The organism is Paenibacillus sp. ICGEB2008, assembly GCF_000307675.1.
In the GTDB taxonomy this organism is placed as follows: domain Bacteria; phylum Bacillota; class Bacilli; order Paenibacillales; family Paenibacillaceae; genus Paenibacillus; species Paenibacillus polymyxa.
Genome location: NZ_AMQU01000007.1, coordinates 378831 through 397528, shown reverse-complemented (window position 1 = coordinate 397528; position 18698 = coordinate 378831). Strand labels below are relative to the sequence as shown.

At 45.1% G+C, this 18698-nt stretch carries 14 protein-coding genes and 1 pseudogene; 5 read left to right on the top strand and 10 right to left on the bottom strand.

All coding sequences use genetic code 11. The features are described from left to right. Positions 1 to 100 precede the first annotated feature (100 nt). From C400_RS0106570 to C400_RS0106550, 5 genes are all read right to left on the bottom strand, one after another. The gene (locus C400_RS0106570) at positions 101 to 934 is read right to left on the bottom strand and encodes an AraC family transcriptional regulator (RefSeq protein ID WP_017426397.1); all 834 of its coding nucleotides are present in this window, start codon (positions 932 to 934) and stop codon (positions 101 to 103) included. A 214-nt stretch (positions 935 to 1148) separates the two neighbouring features. Then, on the bottom strand, positions 1149 to 2540 hold the full coding sequence (locus C400_RS0106565; protein WP_017426396.1) for a glycoside hydrolase family 32 protein: 1392 nt from the start codon (positions 2538 to 2540) through the stop codon (positions 1149 to 1151). Beyond that, positions 2533 to 4791, bottom strand: a complete 2259-nt coding sequence (bglX, locus tag C400_RS0106560; RefSeq protein WP_017426395.1) for a beta-glucosidase BglX — start codon at positions 4789 to 4791, stop codon at positions 2533 to 2535. Before bglX ends, C400_RS0106565 begins: the two co-directional genes overlap by 8 nt. Positions 4792 to 4820: 29 nt before the next feature. Then, complete coding sequence (locus C400_RS0106555) at positions 4821 to 6227, bottom strand: sucrose-specific PTS transporter subunit IIBC (RefSeq protein WP_017426394.1); 1407 nt, start codon at positions 6225 to 6227, stop codon at positions 4821 to 4823. Positions 6228 to 6508: 281 nt separating this feature from the next. Further along, positions 6509 to 8278 (bottom strand): acid phosphatase, encoded by a 1770-nt coding sequence (locus C400_RS0106550; protein ID WP_017426393.1) that lies wholly within the window; start codon positions 8276 to 8278, stop codon positions 6509 to 6511. 313 nt (positions 8279 to 8591) lie between these two features. On the opposite strand from C400_RS0106550, the gene C400_RS27485 reads away from it, so the two are divergent. Together C400_RS27485 and C400_RS0106535 are read left to right on the top strand one after the other, a co-directional pair. After that, the gene (locus C400_RS27485; RefSeq protein ID WP_232795323.1) at positions 8592 to 9248 is read left to right on the top strand and encodes a hypothetical protein; all 657 of its coding nucleotides are present in this window, start codon (positions 8592 to 8594) and stop codon (positions 9246 to 9248) included. A 207-nt stretch (positions 9249 to 9455) separates the two neighbouring features. Continuing rightward, positions 9456 to 10724 (top strand): MFS transporter, encoded by a 1269-nt coding sequence (locus C400_RS0106535; protein ID WP_017426391.1) that lies wholly within the window; start codon positions 9456 to 9458, stop codon positions 10722 to 10724. 83 nt (positions 10725 to 10807) lie between these two features. On the opposite strand, the pseudogene C400_RS0106530 reads toward C400_RS0106535, so the two are convergent. Continuing rightward, positions 10808 to 11732, bottom strand: a pseudogene (locus C400_RS0106530) (EcsC family protein). Between the two features lie 132 nt (positions 11733 to 11864). Here C400_RS0106530 and C400_RS0106525 point away from each other — a divergent pair. Then, the gene (locus C400_RS0106525) at positions 11865 to 12341 is read left to right on the top strand and encodes a GNAT family N-acetyltransferase (RefSeq protein WP_017426390.1); all 477 of its coding nucleotides are present in this window, start codon (positions 11865 to 11867) and stop codon (positions 12339 to 12341) included. A gap of 63 nt (positions 12342 to 12404) precedes the next feature. Here C400_RS0106525 and C400_RS0106520 read toward each other — a convergent pair whose 3' ends face one another. Continuing rightward, positions 12405 to 12830 (bottom strand): Lrp/AsnC family transcriptional regulator, encoded by a 426-nt coding sequence (locus C400_RS0106520; RefSeq protein ID WP_017426389.1) that lies wholly within the window; start codon positions 12828 to 12830, stop codon positions 12405 to 12407. Between the two features lie 160 nt (positions 12831 to 12990). Here C400_RS0106520 and C400_RS0106510 point away from each other — a divergent pair, with 160 nt between their 5' ends. Together C400_RS0106510 and C400_RS0106505 are read left to right on the top strand one after the other, a co-directional pair. Further along, positions 12991 to 13743: an MBL fold metallo-hydrolase gene (locus tag C400_RS0106510; protein WP_017426387.1), complete on the top strand. Its 753-nt coding sequence runs from the start codon at positions 12991 to 12993 to the stop codon at positions 13741 to 13743. A gap of 79 nt (positions 13744 to 13822) precedes the next feature. Continuing rightward, positions 13823 to 14728, top strand: a complete 906-nt coding sequence (locus tag C400_RS0106505; protein WP_016821348.1) for a glucose 1-dehydrogenase — start codon at positions 13823 to 13825, stop codon at positions 14726 to 14728. Between the two features lie 104 nt (positions 14729 to 14832). Here the strand turns inward: C400_RS0106505 and mmsB are convergent, their stop codons facing one another. From mmsB to chvE, 3 genes are read right to left on the bottom strand one after another with little or no spacing between them, the layout of a single operon-like run. Next, a complete protein-coding gene (gene mmsB / locus C400_RS0106500) occupies positions 14833 to 15996 on the bottom strand; it encodes a multiple monosaccharide ABC transporter permease (RefSeq protein ID WP_016821349.1) in 1164 nt (387 codons plus the stop codon). After that, a complete protein-coding gene (mmsA, locus tag C400_RS0106495) occupies positions 15980 to 17530 on the bottom strand; it encodes a multiple monosaccharide ABC transporter ATP-binding protein (RefSeq protein ID WP_017426386.1) in 1551 nt (516 codons plus the stop codon). Before mmsA ends, mmsB begins: the two co-directional genes overlap by 17 nt. Positions 17531 to 17562: 32 nt before the next feature. Next, positions 17563 to 18648 (bottom strand): multiple monosaccharide ABC transporter substrate-binding protein, encoded by a 1086-nt coding sequence (chvE, locus tag C400_RS0106490; RefSeq protein WP_017426385.1) that lies wholly within the window; start codon positions 18646 to 18648, stop codon positions 17563 to 17565. Between the last annotated feature and the right edge of the window lie 50 nt (positions 18649 to 18698).

Here is an 18698-nt window from a genome sequence, read left to right as displayed (position 1 = left end):
ATAAGGGGCTGTCCCAATAGTCATAAAATGACTCAAGGACAGCCCCTATGTTTCTAGTCTATCGAAATCATCCATAAGAGTATATCGCTTGTGGCGTCGTTTACACACTCAGATCAAATTTTGATTTTTTATATTCATAAGGGGTCTTACCCATAACTTCCTTAAAAGCTTTTCTAAAAGACTTCTCGTTGGGAAAGCCTGCCTCGTAAGAAATTTCTGTAAGTGACTTATTCGTTGTTTCCAATAAATCAATCGCCTTTTCCAAACAAAGAATTTGCTTGTACTCCGTAAACATCTGACCTGTATATTCATGAAACATTCTCGACAAATAAGCCTCCGAATAGCCACATATTCGGGCTGTTTTCGCTAGGCTAATATTTTCAGCGTAATGTTCTTTAATAAAGTCCATGATCGTCTTTATCTTTTGCTGCTTTTCACTAAATACCTCCGGCTGTAGGTCTGCTGCCTGACTAAAATGATTAACAAGCAAATACTTAAGTTCAATAATTCGGCTTTGCTCTAAAATATAGTCATATTTCCCTTTGGAAATATGCAGGTTATATATATCCATAAATAACTCTCTTAATTTAGAAAGTATAGTATGTTCAACTTGTTGCTCTTGCGTGTTTAATTGGATGGATACTTGTTCATTGGCAAAAAAGGTAGCTGGAAATTGCAGTACAACGACCTGGTTTTCCGTAATACTTTGGGTGGAATGCGGTACATTGCTATTAATGAACAGTGCATCCTTTTCCATCAAAATGGTTATCTTTCCTTCATGCCACACCTTGAGACTTCCACTTGTACAATAAATTAATTCCATATTACTGTGAAAATGCATGGGGATGACTCTTTCTGTATCTGTCGATTGAAACATAAAGAGGTTAATCATTTTTCTTCTGTCTATTTCAATATGTTCATATATTTTCTTCATACGACACCTCATCAACCAGCTATGAGTAATCAACAGTAATTATATTCAGTCATATACTCTAATACTCATACTATACCGATAGTAAAATGCCTACACAAGCTGAAATCTCTTCAGCCGACTAAGACAAAAAAAGGCAGTTCTTCTCGCAAACGGAGAAATGAACAGCCTTTCCTTGCCTGCTTGTAGCTCTCAGGTAAAAGATAAGAATAAAGTTTTAATGATTGATTATGGTATCACATTCCTGCAACTGATAAATCTCAATTTCTCCTTCATTGTCTCCTGCTTCAAGCACCATACTGCGTTGTTCCGTATCTTCCAGGAAATAACGCAGAGAAAATACTTCCTCGCCTTCGTTCACAAAGATCTCCAGACTTGAGCTTTCTATAAATATTTGCATGCCTGCAACTTGACTGGCTAACGTTGCTTTTCTGTACTCTCTCTGGTTCGTCAACCAGTTGGTTCTCCATACGGTTAAACTGTTTTTTTCCGAATCATAGTCAATTTCCACCGCATTTCTGACTATCATTTTGAAGTTCTCTGTAAGCTTCGAAAAATGAACATTGCACTCCACCTGTAGGGAAGGCAGCAGCCAAACCCTATTTTTGTGAATGTTCTCCTTGGAATGTACACCGTCCATTCTTAGCAATTGTAATTCCGGCAATGGTTTCTGGTATAGCACACCGTTAGACAATACGATTTCTCTAGGAAGAGTCAGCGCATGAATCCAGCCTTCCTGAATGGTGGGAACAGCCCTCTCTGCTTCTTCATTCATGGCGCTCATCCATCCGAACATAATGGTTCTATCATTCACCTTGAATGATTGTGGTGCGTAGAAATCAAACCCCCGATCAAGCTCTTTAAAATGGGCAAGGTTTCCGTTGAATTTTCCTGTACTCGTTAATTTCCCAACAACATATCCCGATTGGTTAGGGTTTCTATAATATTCGCCTGCTTCTGGTAAGCCCTGAGGAGAGAACACAAAAATATCATTTTCCGCAAATTGAAGTAGATCAGGGCATTCCCACATATATCCGAATTCATGATCATGGTCCAAAAATGATCCTTGGCATTCCCAATCAGACAAATTTATAGATTTGTAGATAAGCGTATCTCCAGTCAAATCCTCTCTTTGAGCGCCAACGATCAGCCACCAGTTCCCGTTCCGATCTCTCCATACTTTCGGGTCTCGGACATGTCTGGTATAGCCTTGTGGATGTTCAAACAAAGGACCCATTTTCTCGAAATGCTCCCCATCTTCCGAAATGGCTACGCATTGATAGCTTTCTCGGACTCCATCATCCCTGATTACATTTCCTGTGTAAAACAGATACAGCTTTTCATCATGGACTATGGCGCCTCCGGAATAAATGCCGTCCTTGTCATACCATTCCGAAGGCTCCAGCGCTACACCCTTTCTTTGCCAATGCACCAGATCGCTCGAAACAACATGGCCCCAGCATTTATTTCGATGTTCGGTTCCTTTGGGGTTCCACTGATAGAACACATGATATTGTTGATTGAAAAAGGCAAGTCCATTAGGATCGTTTAATAGCCCGTAAGGAGGAGTAATATGATATTTAAGATGATAAGCGTCGCTTTTATTCATGTTTATCCTCCGGTAACAAAGTAAAACTAAAGCTTAGCAAAATGTCCTGTGAGCTTGAACCGATATAAACCTCAAATTCACCTGGCTCACTCTTGTATTCCATTTCACGCCCATAAAATTTGAGCATGTCTTCATCAATTGAAAATTCCACAACTGCAGTCTCGCCGCTTTGTAAAAATACTTTTCTAAAGTCTTTTAATTCTTTCACTGGCCTTGCAACACTTGCAAATTTATCGCGAATATATAATTGAATCGTTTCTTTTCCATCATACGTTCCAGTGTTGGATACAGAAATACGGATATCCACTGACTCATCTGTTTTCATTTCCTTTTGGCTGACGGTTAATAGACTGTATTCAAATGAGGTATAGGATAGGCCATAGCCAAACGGATACAAGGGTTCGTTCACTTCATCTATATATCGGGACGCAAAGCGGTAAGAGCCATTTTCCTTTAAATTCGGTCTCCCTGTATTCAGCTCATTGTAGTAGATCGGAATTTGACCGACGCTACGTGGAAAGGTCATTGCTAATTTCCCGGATGGATTTACTTTCCCATACAATATATTAGCCAGCGCTTCTCCGCCCATCGTTCCCGGATACCAGGCCTGAACAATGGTGTCCACCTTTTCAACAACATTGGTAAGAATCAAAGGTCTTCCGCTATATACGATCAGAACGATCCTTTTGCCCAATAAGCTTAATTCATGAAGTAATCTCAATTGCGGCTCTGGCAGCGTCGGATTCGTTCGTGATCCACCTTCTCCGCTCTGATAAATACTTTCTCCCAAGGCAAGGACTATGACCTCTGCTTCATTTGCATTCCTAATGGCTTCTTGCAGTAGAGCTTCCTCGGACCTTGTTTCAACAGCTAGTTTGTCCGCATATTTATCGAACGTTTCCCTTGCATCAAGAGGTAGCAGATAACTTCCTCTGCATACCGAGAGATTGTCGGGGCCAACAAGCTGTAACAACCCCGTTTTCAAATTAATAGTGTCTGTCTGCTCTCCCTTGATCGCCCACATACCCAGGGTGGAATTTTCTTCTGCATAGGGACCCATTAAAGCTACCTTCGTTTCCTTTGATAATGGCAATACATTATTTTCATTTTTCAGCAGCACAACGGATTCTTCTGCCAAGGACAGTGCCGCTTGTTTATGTTCGTCTGACAGAATGCTGCTGGTTGAACGTTTAACGATTTCCTGTAATCCGCGGAACGGGTCCTCAAACAGCCCCAAATCATTTTTCAGCTGTAAGACACGGTATACAGCTTCATTCAGAAGCTCCAGCATATAGTTGTTACCAGATATTACATTCTTCAATTGATTAGCGTACACTGCCGTCTTCATATCCACATCCACACCCGCCAACAGTGCCAGCCTGGCGGCGGAAGTCTCATCTTCGGCATAACCATGCATGATTAACTCTTCAATAGCGGCGTAATCCGAGATCAATACACCGTCAAACTTCATTTCCTGTCTTAGTACGTCACGGTTAAGCCACTCGTTTCCAGTCGCAGGTATCCCATTCAACGTATTAAAAGCCGTCATGACAAGCTTGGCGCCCGCTTCTATTGCTGCTTGATATCCAGGTAAATAATATTCTCGCAATGCATGCTCCGATAGATCCACGGCATTGTATTCACGTCCCGCTACAGGTGCTCCATAAGCGGCAAAATGCTTGACACAAGCAGCAATTTTATGAGCTGGTACGGCTCCATCTTCCAAGTTGCTGCCCTGGATTCCCAGAACTACGCTTTGCGCATATTTCTGCGCCAGCAAGGTATCTTCTCCAGGTGATTCCATCACCCGCCCCCAGCGAGGATCTCTAACCATATCTACCATGGGGGAAAAGGTTACATGAATGCCTTCCTCGTAGCACTCCTGAGCAGCAATCGAAGCCGCATTCTCTATCCCCTCATAGTTCCAGCTACATGCTTGAGCAATCGGAATTGGGAAAATGGTTCGATAGCCATAGATAATATCCGCCATGAATAACAGTGGAATTTTATGAACCGATTTTTCCAAATAATCGGTTTGCAACCGGATTATTTTTTCCGGGTTGGTAATGTTTAATATGGAGCCCGTGTTATAAATATTATAGTCCGTGTTTAGCCCCAATTTTTTCAAAGGGCCCGTCACAACCGTATCCATGTCTCCTTCAAAAAAATCACCAGTCAGTTGGATGAGCTGGCCGATCTTCTCTTCTATTGAAAGACTGTTCAATTTTTCAAGCAATGTTTTGTTGTCCATGATTTTCTCCACAAAATTTTATTTATTCTCTATTTGTTCTCTATTTTTTCTTTAAATCCAAAGATCCACGTCAACGCAAATGCTACACCAAAACCGATTAAACAAACTAAAGCATACAGAAAAATTTGATTATTCAGATACAATAACAAGCCAGGTATAGCTGTAATCGACATGCCTGTGGCTTGAACATTAAAGATACGTGCGAAGAATCCTCCAACCGCTCCTCCAATCAAGCCCATCACGAATGGTTTACCATACCGAATGTTCACCCCAAAAATTGCCGGTTCTGTAATGCCCAGCAGTGCAGACACGGCAGAAGGATAGGCAATAGATTTGGTTTTTAATCTTTTCGATTTCAGGCCGACAGCTAACGCCGCACCTGCTTGTGCACAAATAGAGGCCGAGCTGATCGGGTTAACCATATTCCAGCCGCCATCCACCAGCATCTGTATTTCGATCAGGTTGAGCGCATGGTGCAGTCCGGTAACGACAATAATCTGATTAATGCCACCATAAATAAACCCGCCAATGCCAAATGGCAATTTCAAAATAGCTGTCACTGCCGATAATATTAAAACCTCTACTTCATGGAAGATGGGACCAATCACGAACAAGCCCAGTACCAGTGTGAGCAACAATGTCAGAAACGGTGTCAGAATCAAGTCCAATGCCTCAGGAACGGATTTCCTGATTCTTTTCTCCATCATCGCTCCCACGATCCCTATAATGAACGCCGGCAAAACGGAGCCCTGATAGCCTGCGATTTTGATGAAGCCCAAAAACAAAAGAGGCTCCTTCACATGTTGAGCGACATCCCAGGAAGTAGGTAAAGAAGGACTTACCAGCATGAGTCCGAGCAAAATTCCCAAGATCGGCGACCCGCCAAACACTCTGAATGCAGACCAGCAGACCAGCACGGGTAAAAAGGCAAAAGCAGTATCGGTCAGTATTTGCGTAAATAATATGAAATTCGCAGAAATATCATCCGGTGTAAGTCCAAATAACTGTAGCAGTGCAGGCTGAGTTACCAAGCCCCTAACTCCCATAAACAAGCCGGTAGCTACCAATGCAGGGATAATGGGAACGAATACATCTCCGAAAACCCGGATCATTCTTTTGAAAAAGTTGTCATCTTGCGTGGAGGCCTTCTCTTTCAGCTCTGCCTTTGATGTCGCAGATACGTTCTGGCCGACCATCGCTTCGTAAACTTTGTTCACGGTACCGGTTCCAAAAATAATCTGATATTGTCCGGAGGTAAAAAAGACCCCTTTTGCCTTATCAATATTTTCAATAAATTCATCATCAATAATATCCCTGTCTTTTACAATCAATCTCAACCGTGTAGCACAATGTGCCATGGAAATAATATTGTCTTCTCCACCAAGCCCTTTAATGACATCCTGGGCTATTTTAACGTATTCTTTCTCAAGACTCATCAGTCTTCTTCCTTTCCTCTGTTCCTCTTAGTTAGTCTGAACCTTTAAAACTTGGACTAATATGCTTCTTAAGAATAACATGACTGCGCTTTCAAACAGTGCGATTATTTTACTACATTAAGGTCAAATTTTGACCTTTTTATACCCTTGGCTATAAATAACTCCGAAAAATAGGCTTTGTACTGGAGGAACAAAAAATGCACCTTCAGAATGGGCACTGGATAATACTTCATGGTTTATCCGGTGTATTCCAAAGGTGCACTTTTTATTGTCCTATTTGGTTACTTCGTGACTTTCAACTGAACACGATCAGCCGTATAGACAATCTTCACTTTATAATTGCTTGGCAAACCTGCTGCTTCAATAGAAGAGAATGCCCCAGTGCGTTTGCCGTAGGTTAAAATGGTGGCACCGCTAGCTGGTACATATTTGTTAGAAAAATTCAGGCGTAATTTTCCGTTAAGTTGGGCGGTTCCCTTAATTTTGAGTACATCATTTTTACTTTGCAGATTGAGTTCAAGCTTACCCTTGGCTGTTTGTTTGTAATTGCTGCCAACAATCAGCTTTCCAGCATTGTTTTTAAGAAGAGTTCCCCCGTTATTTGTAACTGTACCACTTCCGAAAGCTGTCTCCGAATTACCTTCAAGTACGCCTTGATCGATCTGTGTACCACCGGAATACGTATTGCTACCCATAAGCTTCAACGTACCTGTTCCCTTTTTAATCAGCTTTCCAACACCAGAAATATGGTTGCGCCAGCGATCCAATGCATTGAAACCGCCTTTGGAAGCGTCCATATTCACCGTAACATTATTGGCAAAAGCACCGTAGCCATCCGCGGCGGAAAACAGGTTCAAGCGTCCCCATCCTTCGGCATCGTCAAGCACAGGATAACCGGATGGAAGGCCTGTAGTGGCCAATACCCAACGGCGTTGTGTGCTGTCAAGGTAAGGTTGACGTGTCTCCAACAGCACTTCAGCTCCCTTAGGTACTGTCATTGGCGTCGTGGTTGGGTTAATTTGATTAAATCCATACGTTAATCGTTCATTATAATTTTTTTTGTTCGCAGCATAATTGCTGAACCGATCTGGGGCTGTACCTTTTTGGGACAGCAATTGTTTATGAGCATCCTGGTAAGCTGCTTTCTTCAAGTTCCTATTGGCTGGATCAGACAGGATGGCAGCAGCCATCGCCGTTGCCATGACGCGTCCTCCCATAACATCAAGCGGGGAATGCATGCCAGCAACAACACGGTTATTGCCCAGCTCCGAAGCTCGTGTCAGCAATTCCTGATAACGCTCCGGCATGGCATAGGCCATAGCTATGGAACTGAGATATGCAGCATTGGTATGACCGCTAGGAAAGCCGCCATCATTAGTAGCATCAGATTTGAGAGCGGGGATCAGACTTGGGACAATCACCGAATTATCGCTCCAACGGAACGGACGAGGATAACTAAAGTAAGACTTGGCCGGGTTCGTCGTAGAGTAGTCCCCACGCAAGGTATTGACCAGATTCACGACGTTGCCGAGACTGGAGCTGGTATCCCCTGCATTCGTTCCCTCATCTTCATATTTTTTAGTTGTGGCATCGGCCGGAACGTCGTTGATTGTCGTCGTGGCACCTGCCTTCTTTCGATATATATCAGTAAGCGAACCCAGACCGTCGATTACACTGTAGCTCTGATTTCGGCGGTCGTCCAAATAAGCCGCATCGGCCTCACTGGAAGTTCGACGGGCAGCAATATCAATCACTTTTTGAATATTAGCGTCCAGTACACTGCTATTTAGCTTAGTCCCTGTGTCCCAGGTAGCCCCAGGAGTCCAAAGCTTATTAAATTCAGAGAGCAACCCAAGGGTCGGATTGGAGCTTTCCGTCTTATTAGCAGCACTATTATTTTTGTAATGATCTACGAAATATCCCCATGACGGTTCTGTTGGAGTTACTGTTGTTGGCAAGGTTGCTGCACTCGCGAAATTTCCACCCAGAGAACCTAGAAGTAATGGTACAGATAATAATGCAACTGATAGTGGTTTTCTTAGCAATTTCATTCTCAAATCAGATCCTCTCTTCTCTTGTGCTCTTCATCCTGTTTCTACGGAGCTATTATCTATACAACAAGTTGTATGACATAAAGAATCATATCTTAAGTTTGTTAAATAAAGAGCCTAGTTTTGTTAAATTCTTCTTGCTTATTTATATGTAAGAGGAATATCAACAACATTCAACATAGAATAGTTTTTATTGTTTGTAATACTTTCACCATGTTGATATGTGCTTATGATCAATATAGTTGGTGTATTGGCCCATAAAATCTAATTAAGGTAGGTTGTCTTATGAGCGAGGAAACTATTGCTTTCAAATGTGGAGCGTGTAAACAGATACCAGATAAACCCCTTAGAAAACAAAGATTTTGAGATTGTAGCCATCGAAGATGCTATGGACTGGGCGGATTTCAAACATCATACTCCAGATCTAAATAGTGAAATATGGGAAAGAGCATTGATACCTCCGGTAAAAGGTGATTCAAAAAAAGTACAAGTATATTTTCCTTTTCATATGTCCGTTGGAGAAACTTTTTGGACTTTATTCAGACCTGCTTATTCACATTTTAATGGTTGGGAAGAGCAGCCTGATGAGATCAACTTCTCTGCGTTTATTAAATGTAGATTTGAAGACATCATATCGAAAAATGAAAAAAGAGCTTGGATCACTGTCAGAGTGGAGGAAGTCCTGTTATTGAAAAATGTATGTAATGAAATGCCACCCCGTGATGGAACAGGATATCTGGATTCATTTCATATGTTTGGAGAGGCTCAACTATTGCAATATAAGGATTGGATTCTTCTTGATGCAAACGCACAAAGTAATCTTGGGATTTGGGCATTAATTAAAAGAGTTAAGGATGATAACCATTTGGTGGCATATGGCGAATGGGAATTTCATTCCAATTTAGTCTACTGTGGAAATCTAATAATCCCTGAAGACGAGTTGAACCAATTCATGCATGTTAGAGAGTAAAATGATAAGTAAAGGATATCTTATACAGATACAATACACTCAGAGCGAGATAATCTGTTGTAAATTAAAGGACCGAGCAATAAAGAGTATCCAGCAGGATGGGCAAGCAGCGATGAGTAAATAGGGACTTTATCCCACTTTCAGCCATTTGCTGCAAATGGATTGCTTCCTATATCTTAAAATATACATACATACCCGGAGGTTGCCATGACTACTAAATCTGCTACAAAAAATGAAACGGGCCAGTCGCTCCCCCTCCAGGGGCCGCAAGCGAAAGGTACCGTTTTTGCGATTCTGATTGCCATCAGTTTCGTCCATCTGTTCAATGACTCGATTCAATCGGTCATTCCAGCGATCTTTCCGATCCTGAAGGAATCTATGAGCCTGAGCTACACGCAGATCGGCTGGATTTCATTCGCCATCAACTTTACAGCTTCGATCATGCAGCCTGTCATTGGCTTGTTTTCGGACAAACGACCTACGCCCGCTATCCTTCCCATCGGTATGGGCTTTACGCTGACCGGCATGCTGCTGCTCGCCTATGCTGCCGATTATAAAGCGGTGCTAATCGCAGTCATCTTCGTAGGTCTGGGCTCAGCTGCCTTTCACCCGGAAGGCTCGCGCGTGTCCCATATGGCGGCAGGATCACGCCGGGGATTGGCACAATCCATTTTCCAGGTTGGCGGCAATGCAGGCCAATCGCTGGCACCGATGCTCACAAGCTGGATTTTTATCCCGTTGGGGCAATTTGGCGCCATCTGGTTCACAGGTATTGCGGCAGCCGGGATTGTAGTGCAATCATTCATTGCCCGCTGGTACGGTAACGTCCTGCGTACAGAAGGCATTGCACGCAAAAAAGTGGCGACACGCCGCATGAAGCCCGAAGTGCGCAGCCGCATTATGTTTGCCATGATTGTCCTCATTCTGCTGGTATTTGTCCGTTCGTGGTATTCGACCTCGGTGGGAAGCTACTATTCGTTTTACTTGATGGAAGTATTTAAAATGCCATTGGCGGATGCACAGCTGTACATTTTCCTGTTCCTCGGGGCTGGAGCGCTAGGTACCTTCTTTGGTGGTCCGCTGGCAGACCGTTTTGGCAAGCGCAATATGATTTTTCTGTCCATGGTATTAGCTGCACCATTGGCGCTGCTGCTGCCTTATGCCAACCAATTCTGGACGGCGATCCTGCTGGCGATTATTGGATTTATTATGTTGTCCAGCTTTTCGGTCACAGTCGTATATGCACAGATGCTCGTGCCTGGCAAAATCGGGACGGTGTCCGGTCTCATTACGGGCCTGGCCTTTGGCCTTGGCGGTGTGGGTGCACTCGTGCTCGGCAACTGGATCGACAAAGTAGGCATCACCAACATTATGTTCCTATGCGGCTTTTTGCCACTGCTCGGCATTTTAACCTTCTTACTTCCTACAGACAAAACCCTGAATCGCTGGGCGGAAGAAAATGGAGCCGAAGTGTAATAAGCTGACATGCGGCGGCCAACTAGGCCGCTGCACACCTTTATAGCAAAGGTTTTGTAGCAAAGTAACGTAATTCCCCACTTCTACTCTAATTCATTCTCTTCTTCTGCCAAACGCATCAAAATACGGCGCTTCCGATACAGCATTTTCCCTGCTTCAGCTACGTCACTAATAGCGCTTCGATTGGCAATGGAGCCAAACAAAATGCCCGCAATCGGGACCATTTGCAGCAGCTTTTTCCATCCAAACTGATCACGATAGGTGTTAATGACCTCTTTCCAACCCTGCATCTGGGAAAAAACCTGTGCCTGACGTGAAGGATCATCGAACAAGGCCAGTTCCTCTAATACAGCTTTCTTCCCCACAATATCAGATGAAGCGAATTGCATACATTTAATAATAAAAATGCGCTCCTGCTTATCATGGGGGTTAAATCCATAACACAAAGCGATTTCCTGAAGCACCTTGAGTGACAAGCCAAGCAAAATAGGGATATCCGCCGCAATTGTAAACACACCGCCAATTCCCGTGGTTGCTCCCTGAGCGGTGGCAAAGGTAATGCGACCCGACGTCATCTCGTCCGCAGTCTGATCCATGATCGTTAGCGGAAGCTCAGCCGCCTGCTTCAAATCCCACGTGGATTCGGCGCTATGTTCTGCATCTGCATTTTCCCCGGAATGGGGCTGATTCTCCGTATCCGAGGCGGAAGCTGCACCATTTTGCTGAATCATATATTCACGGGCCGTCTTGTTCAGCTTACTCAGGACTGTTTCTTCTTTCACCAAATATTTGCCACCATTCTGAATGAAGCTGCCCATCTCGTTAAGCAGCTGCTCCAGCTTGTCCTTAATGATTTTGGGCGTCAGCCGATCCAACAGCATAAAGGGCCATCTGCCGATTTTTTCCCAGAAAAAAAATATCCTTCTGCTCCTTCTCCCACTTTTCAATCTGCTTCAGCTCTTGGTGCAATACATCCTGACTTTCCCGATATTCTATAAGCGGCTTCATAAGCGTAGACGTCTCCTTTTGACTATGCTAGTTTATGTATGGATAATACGTAAGGAAGGCAAGTTCAGGTTTCTTTTTTTAGCAAACGAGATGTATAGAAAGTTTAAAATTTGTACAGATCGGAGTGTAATGATGAATAATGTAGGGCTTGTCCCTTACCATTGTGAGCATGATGCGATTTTACATACCTTTTATTTGCCCGAGGAGCAGAAGCAATTTACTGGAATGCCAGCTGAAATGCTGGCACTGGCCAAGGAAGACCCACACCGCCATCCAGTCGTGATTACGGCTACTGGAAGGCCGGTTGGATTTTTCATTTTATACGATGGAGATGAATTAGCAGACTATACGAATACTTCTGAGGCACTGCTACTGCGTGCATTTTCAATTAACTACGCAGATCAGGGACAAGGGTTTGCTAAACAAGGACTGCTTCTGCTACCACAGTTCATCTCTACACACTTTCCACATATTCGCGAGATTGTACTAGGCGTCAATGCCCGTAATCTTTCTGCCCAAAGTCTATATCTCAAATGCGGCTTTATCGATGAAGGTAACACTAAAATGGGACAACACGGCTTGCAGCATATTTTTAAAATGAGCCTATAACGCTGACTTCAATAGCCCTCGTAAACAAAAGCTTTCGGCACAAAATGCCGAAAGCTTTTATCATTAAATTTCGCCAATGGAAAAGCTCAATTTGTAGTTGCCAAACTTCGTAAGTTCATCCAGCATGGTATTTAACTCTGACTGTGATGACATGCGCACCCGCATCCAATAACAGCCCTCCCCACTTACCCGATGGATTTCGACAATAGAGGAATGCTCCCGTGCAAAAGTCTGAAAAGCACTGTGAGTCGTTCCTGAATTCAGAAAAACCGTAATAAAGGCATGAATCGTCTGCCCAATTTTCTCCGGGTTCCAGCGTAGTGTATAGCCCTCAATAATACCTGCATCCTGCATTTTTCGAACACGCGCCCCTACTGCTTGGCCTGTCAAATGAACTAGCTGACCGATCTCCTTATGCGTTAAAGAGCTGTCTTCAATTAAATGATGAAGAATACGCAGGTCGGTCTCATCAGGTACGAATAGTTCCATAATTATTTTTCCTTTCATGATGAAACGAGAATGCTGGTTTTCCTTTCAGCAGGCCGTAGCCTGCATCTGCTTGCGTCAGATATGATTGTAGCAGAAACCAAGAACGGCCGAAAATACATTCGGTCAAAAAAAACATTTACGATCAAAGGAGCTTCCATATATGAATATCACACTAATCCGCAACGCAACCTTATGGATCGAATACGCAGGAGTAAAATTTCTGATTGATCCGATGCTGAGTGATGCTGGCCTAAATCCACCAGTTCCCAATACGGAAAACACTCTCCGCAATCCGCTGGTTCCCTTGCCACCACAATGGCAAACGCTTGGACAGCCTGACGTTGTCATCGTCACGCATTTGCATCTGGATCATTGGGACCCGGCAGCAGTACGCTGGCTGGACAAACAGCTTCCCGTCTTCTGCCAGCCCGGAAATGAAGAACAAATCATGGCTGACGGTTTTACACAGGTTACTCCGATTTCGGTGGCTGTTTCTGTCGGAGAAATTGAGATCAACCGTACTGCTGGACATCACGGTACTGGAGAAATCGGGGAGCAGATGGGACCCGTATCCGGCTTTGTATTTCAGGCTCCAGGTGAGCCTGTCGTCTACGTGGCCGGGGATACCATTTGGTGCAGTGAAGTCGCGGAAGCACTGGATAAATACCGCCCAGACTGGACGATCGTAAACGCTGGAGGAGCGCGGTTTACAGTGGGCGATCCCATTATTATGACTGCCCAAGATGTAACAGCTGTTGCACAGCATGCTCCTTACACCCAAGTCGTTGCTGTCCATATGGAAGCCATCAACCATTGTGTACTGACTCGCTCCGAGTTTACGGAACATATCCATCGTGAAGGTCTGGAGAAGCGTGTCCATATTCCGGCAGATGGAGCGACGATTTCGGCATAAGGCGATAATTCCCGATTCACCGTTTGCGCCTATTTCGAATATATTGGATTTCAAAACGCCTAAAAGAAGGGATTATTAAATGAATTGGCAATATCAGCATCCTTATTATGGTACAGAAACCCAATGTAAAGAAGTTCCGATTGCTTTTCCTCCCCAGCATCAATATAGACAGCCGGGGTTGGAATACCTGGTGGTTCCACGCCCTATCTTTGATAATCCAAAGTATATCGGTACGGGAAAGCTTCAGGATCGGGTGGCGATTATTAGCGGCGGGGACAGTGGCATTGGTCGCGCGGTTGCAGTCGCATTTGCCAAGGAAGGGGCCGATGTGGTCATTGCCTATCTCGATGAGCATCGAGATGCGATGGAGACCCGTGATGTCATTCACCGGCTTGGCCGACGTTGCTTGCTAATTCCAGGTGATCTAAGGCTTAGAAGCAACTGCTGTCTGGTTGTTCAAAAAACGATGGAAACCTTCGGTCGTATTGATATCCTCATTAATAATATGGGGATTCAGTTTGTGCGCGAATCCTATTTGGATATCAGTGAACAGCAGCTACGTGATACGTTTGATACGAATATTATTTCCTTCTTCCATATGACTACAGAAGCCTTGCCGTATATGCGGGCTGGGGCCAGCATCGTCAATACGGCATCGGTTACAGCCTATGTTGGGCAAAAAAATATGATTGATTATTCAGCTACCAAAGGAGCCATTGTCAGCTTCACGCGCGCTTTGGCTAATAATCTGGTCGATCAGGGTATTCGCGTGAATGCCATTGCTCCCGGTCCGATCTGGACTCCGCTGAATCCGGCCACACAGTCAACTGAAGTCATTCGCACCTTTGGCAGCAATACGCCGATGAAGCGTGCCGGGCAGCCTTATGAATTGGCTCCGGCCTATGTGCTGTTGGCTTCAGATGATGGCTCCTACATTACCGGCCAGACGCTGCATGTGAACGGCGGACAAATGGTGACGACTTAGTTGGGTTAGCTAATAGCCATAAACCTAACAAAGCAAAAACCTCCAGCATCCACAGTTTCAAGTGGGACTGGAGGTTTGCTTATTTTACAATGTTGAATATAAGCTTAAACTGATCTTTTGTTTTTGTTGTAAATATCGAAGGCAACCGCCAGCAGCAGTACCAAGCCCTTGATCCCTTGCTGCCAGTCAATACCGAGACCAATCAGAGACATACCGTTATTCAGTACGCCCATGACCAAGCCACCGATAATGGCTCCAAAAACCGTTCCGATCCCGCCCGACGCCGAAGCTCCACCGATAAAGCAAGCAGCGATGGCATCCAGCTCAAAGTTCGTACCTGCTCTCGGCGTAGCCGCATTCAGACGTGCAGCAAAGATGAGACCAGAAATGGCAGCCAGTACGCCCATGTTGACAAATACCCAGAATGTTACTTTTTTCGTTTTGACACCAGACAGGCCCGCTGCCTTTTCATTTCCACCCAGCGCATACACATGGCGCCCCATAACCGTGCGGTTCATGACGAAGGAGTATACCACGATCAGGATGAACAGCAGAACGAGAATGTTCGGAATCCCCGCATAGCTCGCGAGCATGAAGGTGAACAGATTAATCACAGCAGCCACCACGATCAATTTGAGTACAAATAACACCTGTGACGGAACCTCAAATCCATATTTAAGCTGAGAGCGGCGTTCGCGAATTTCGTTCACGATAAACCATACCGTAAGTGCAATGCCGACAATGATGGATACCAGGTTATAACCGGTAGATGAAAAATCCGGCAGGAAGCCTGAACTGATTTTCTGGAATCCCCCCGGAAAAGGAGAGATCGATTGGCCTTCCAGCACGATCATTGTCAATCCGCGGAAGAGCAGCATCCCCGCCAAGGTAACGATAAATGCCGGAATCCGTACATAAGCGACCCAGAACCCTTGCCATGCCCCAATTAACGCTCCGACCAGCAAAGCTGCAATCACAGCGACCCACGCTGGAAGCTGCCAATCGACCATCATAATGGCGGCAACCGCACCGACAAAAGCGGCTATGGAGCCGACGGACAAGTCAATATGCCCAGTGATGATAACCAGCACCATCCCGATCGCCAGTACGAGAATGTAGCTGTTTTGCAGAATCAGATTGGTAATATTAATCGGCTTCAATAGCAAGCCGCCTGTCAGCACCTCGAACAAAATCATAATAACGACCAGCGCAATCATCATGCCATATTGGCGGATGTTATTTTTAAATAGTTTAGTTATGGTTTCCATGCTTCACGCCTCCTGACTTGGTCATATATCTCATCAACGTTTCCTGCGAAGCGTCCTCACGGCTAACCTCTCCGGTGATCCGCCCGGCATTCATAACATAAATCCGGTCACACAAGCCCAGTACCTCTGGCAGCTCGGACGAAATAACCAGTACCCCCTTGCCTTCAGCGGCAAGACGATGAATAATCGTATAAATTTCGTATTTGGCACCCACATCTATGCCGCGCGTCGGCTCATCCAGAATCAGAATATCCGGTCCGGCAAAAATCCATTTGCTCAGTACTACCTTCTGCTGATTGCCGCCACTCAGATTGCCCGTTTTCTGCAAAATACTCGGCGCTTTGATGTTCATGCTTTTTTTCATTTCCTCTGCAACGACGACTTCCTCCTGCTCATTAACTACAGCGCCTTTCGCCAGCTTGTTCAGACCGGTCAGCGAAATATTGCGCTTGATATCATCCATTAAAATGAGGCCGTACTCCTTGCGATCCTCCGTCACATAGGCAAAGCCGTTGTTAATCGCGTCTGTAACCGTGTTGTTCTGGATCGGCTTGCCGTCCTTAATCAGTTGACCCGAGATGTTGCGCCCGTATGACTTGCCAAAGATGCTCATCGCCAGCTCGGTCCGTCCCGCCCCCATCAGCCCGGCAATGCCGACAATTTCACCGCGGCGAATGTTCAGATTCACCTGATCCAGCACCTTGCGGTCCGCATGATGCTCGTGATATACCGTCCAGTCCTTCACTTCCAACACGACTTTGCCAATCTCGGCATGACGCTCTGGATAACGGCTGGTCAGATCGCGTCCAACCATTCCGCTAATGATCCGATCCTCTGTGACCTCATCCTTTCTCATATCCAGCGTCTCAATCGTCTTCCCGTCCCGCAAAATCGTAATCGAATCCGATACCTTTGCGACCTCATTCAGCTTGTGGGAGATCAGAATGCAGGAAATGCCCTGTTTTTTAAATTCCAGCATCAAATTAAGCAGATTTTCACTATCATCCTCATTCAATGCCGCTGTTGGTTCATCCAGAATAAGCAGCTTTACCTTTTTAGAGAGCGCTTTCGCAATTTCGACCAGTTGTTGCTTGCCGACCCCGATGTTCGTAACCAAGGTATTGGGGTTTTCACTCAACCCGACCTTGGACAGTAGCTCGCGTGTCCCGACAAAAGTCTCTTTCCAATCAATCACGCCACCGCTGGCGCGTTCGTTGCCCAGATAAATATTTTCTGCAATCGAGAGATACGGGATCAATGCCAGTTCCTGATGGATAATGACGATGCCCAATTCCTCGCTCTGCTTGATATCCTTGAACTCACACGTTTTGCCCTGGAAAATAATATCCCCTTCGTAGGTTCCATGTGGGTATACACCACTCAGTACCTTCATCAACGTCGATTTGCCCGCCCCGTTCTCGCCACACAGCGAATGAATCTCGCCTTCCTTGACCTTGAGATTCACATTTTCCAATGCCTTTACGCCAGGAAAGGTTTTGGTAATTCCCTTCATTTCCAAAATGATTCCAGTCATGGGATACGCTCCTTTCGGTTGGATTCTTATTCTTATTTCAGTCCGATTTGTTCTTTGGTGTAATAGTGACTGCCGACAATATCCTTCTCTACATTCGTCCGATCCACCGAGATTGGATCAAGCAAGTAAGCAGGAATTACCTTTTTCCCGTTGTTATAGGATTTAACGTCATTTACTTCCGCTTGCTTGCCTTGTAAAATGCTGTTGGCCATCACGACCGTTTGCTCAGCCAGCTTACGGGTATCCTTAAATATGGTTTGGGTCTGCTCTCCAGCCACAATGGATTTGATCGAAGCCAGCTCCGCATCCTGTCCGGTAATGATCGGCAGTGGCTTGTTCGCTGATCCATATCCGACCCCTTTCAGGGATGAAATGATACCGATGCTAATGCCGTCATACGGAGAGAGCACCGCATCCAGATTGGCCCCTGAGTAGTAGGCACTCAGCAGATTATCCATCCGCGACTGTGCCAAAGCTCCATCCCATCGCAGTGTAGCGATCTGCGCCATCGTCATCTGCTTGCTGCGCACGACCAGCTTACCGGAATCAATGTATGGCTTAAGTACGGACATCGCACCATTAAAGAAGAAGTATGCATTATTGTCATCCGGCGATCCGCCGAACAGCTCGATATTGAAAGGGCCCTTGCCATCCTTGAGACCCAGCTTTTTCTCAATATATGCCGCCTGTAATACGCCCACCTTGAAGTTATCAAAGGTCGCATAATACGTCAGATACGGTGTGTTGCGAATCAGACGGTCGTAAGAAATGACCTGAATCCCTCGGTCGTGTGCCTTCTGAATTACATCCGTCAGCGTGTTTCCATCGACCGAAGCAATGACCATAACATTAACGCCCTTGGTGATCATGTTTTCGATTTGGGAAATTTGATTTTCCACCACGTCCTCGGCATACTGTAAATCCGTTTTATAGCCTTGCTCCTGAAACAACCGAACCATATTTTCTCCGTCCCCTACCCAACGCTCGGACGATTTGGTCGGCATGGAAATGCCCACATAGCCTTTTTCCTTGCTGCCCGTTCCACTCTCCGCCAGATTGCAGGCCGAAAGCATCAGGGCCAAAACCAGAAGCCAAACAACAACAGCTCCCTTTTTCATATGAAGTTCCCCTTTCCTCATGTGATGCAGGTCATTTGAAGGTAAGGATT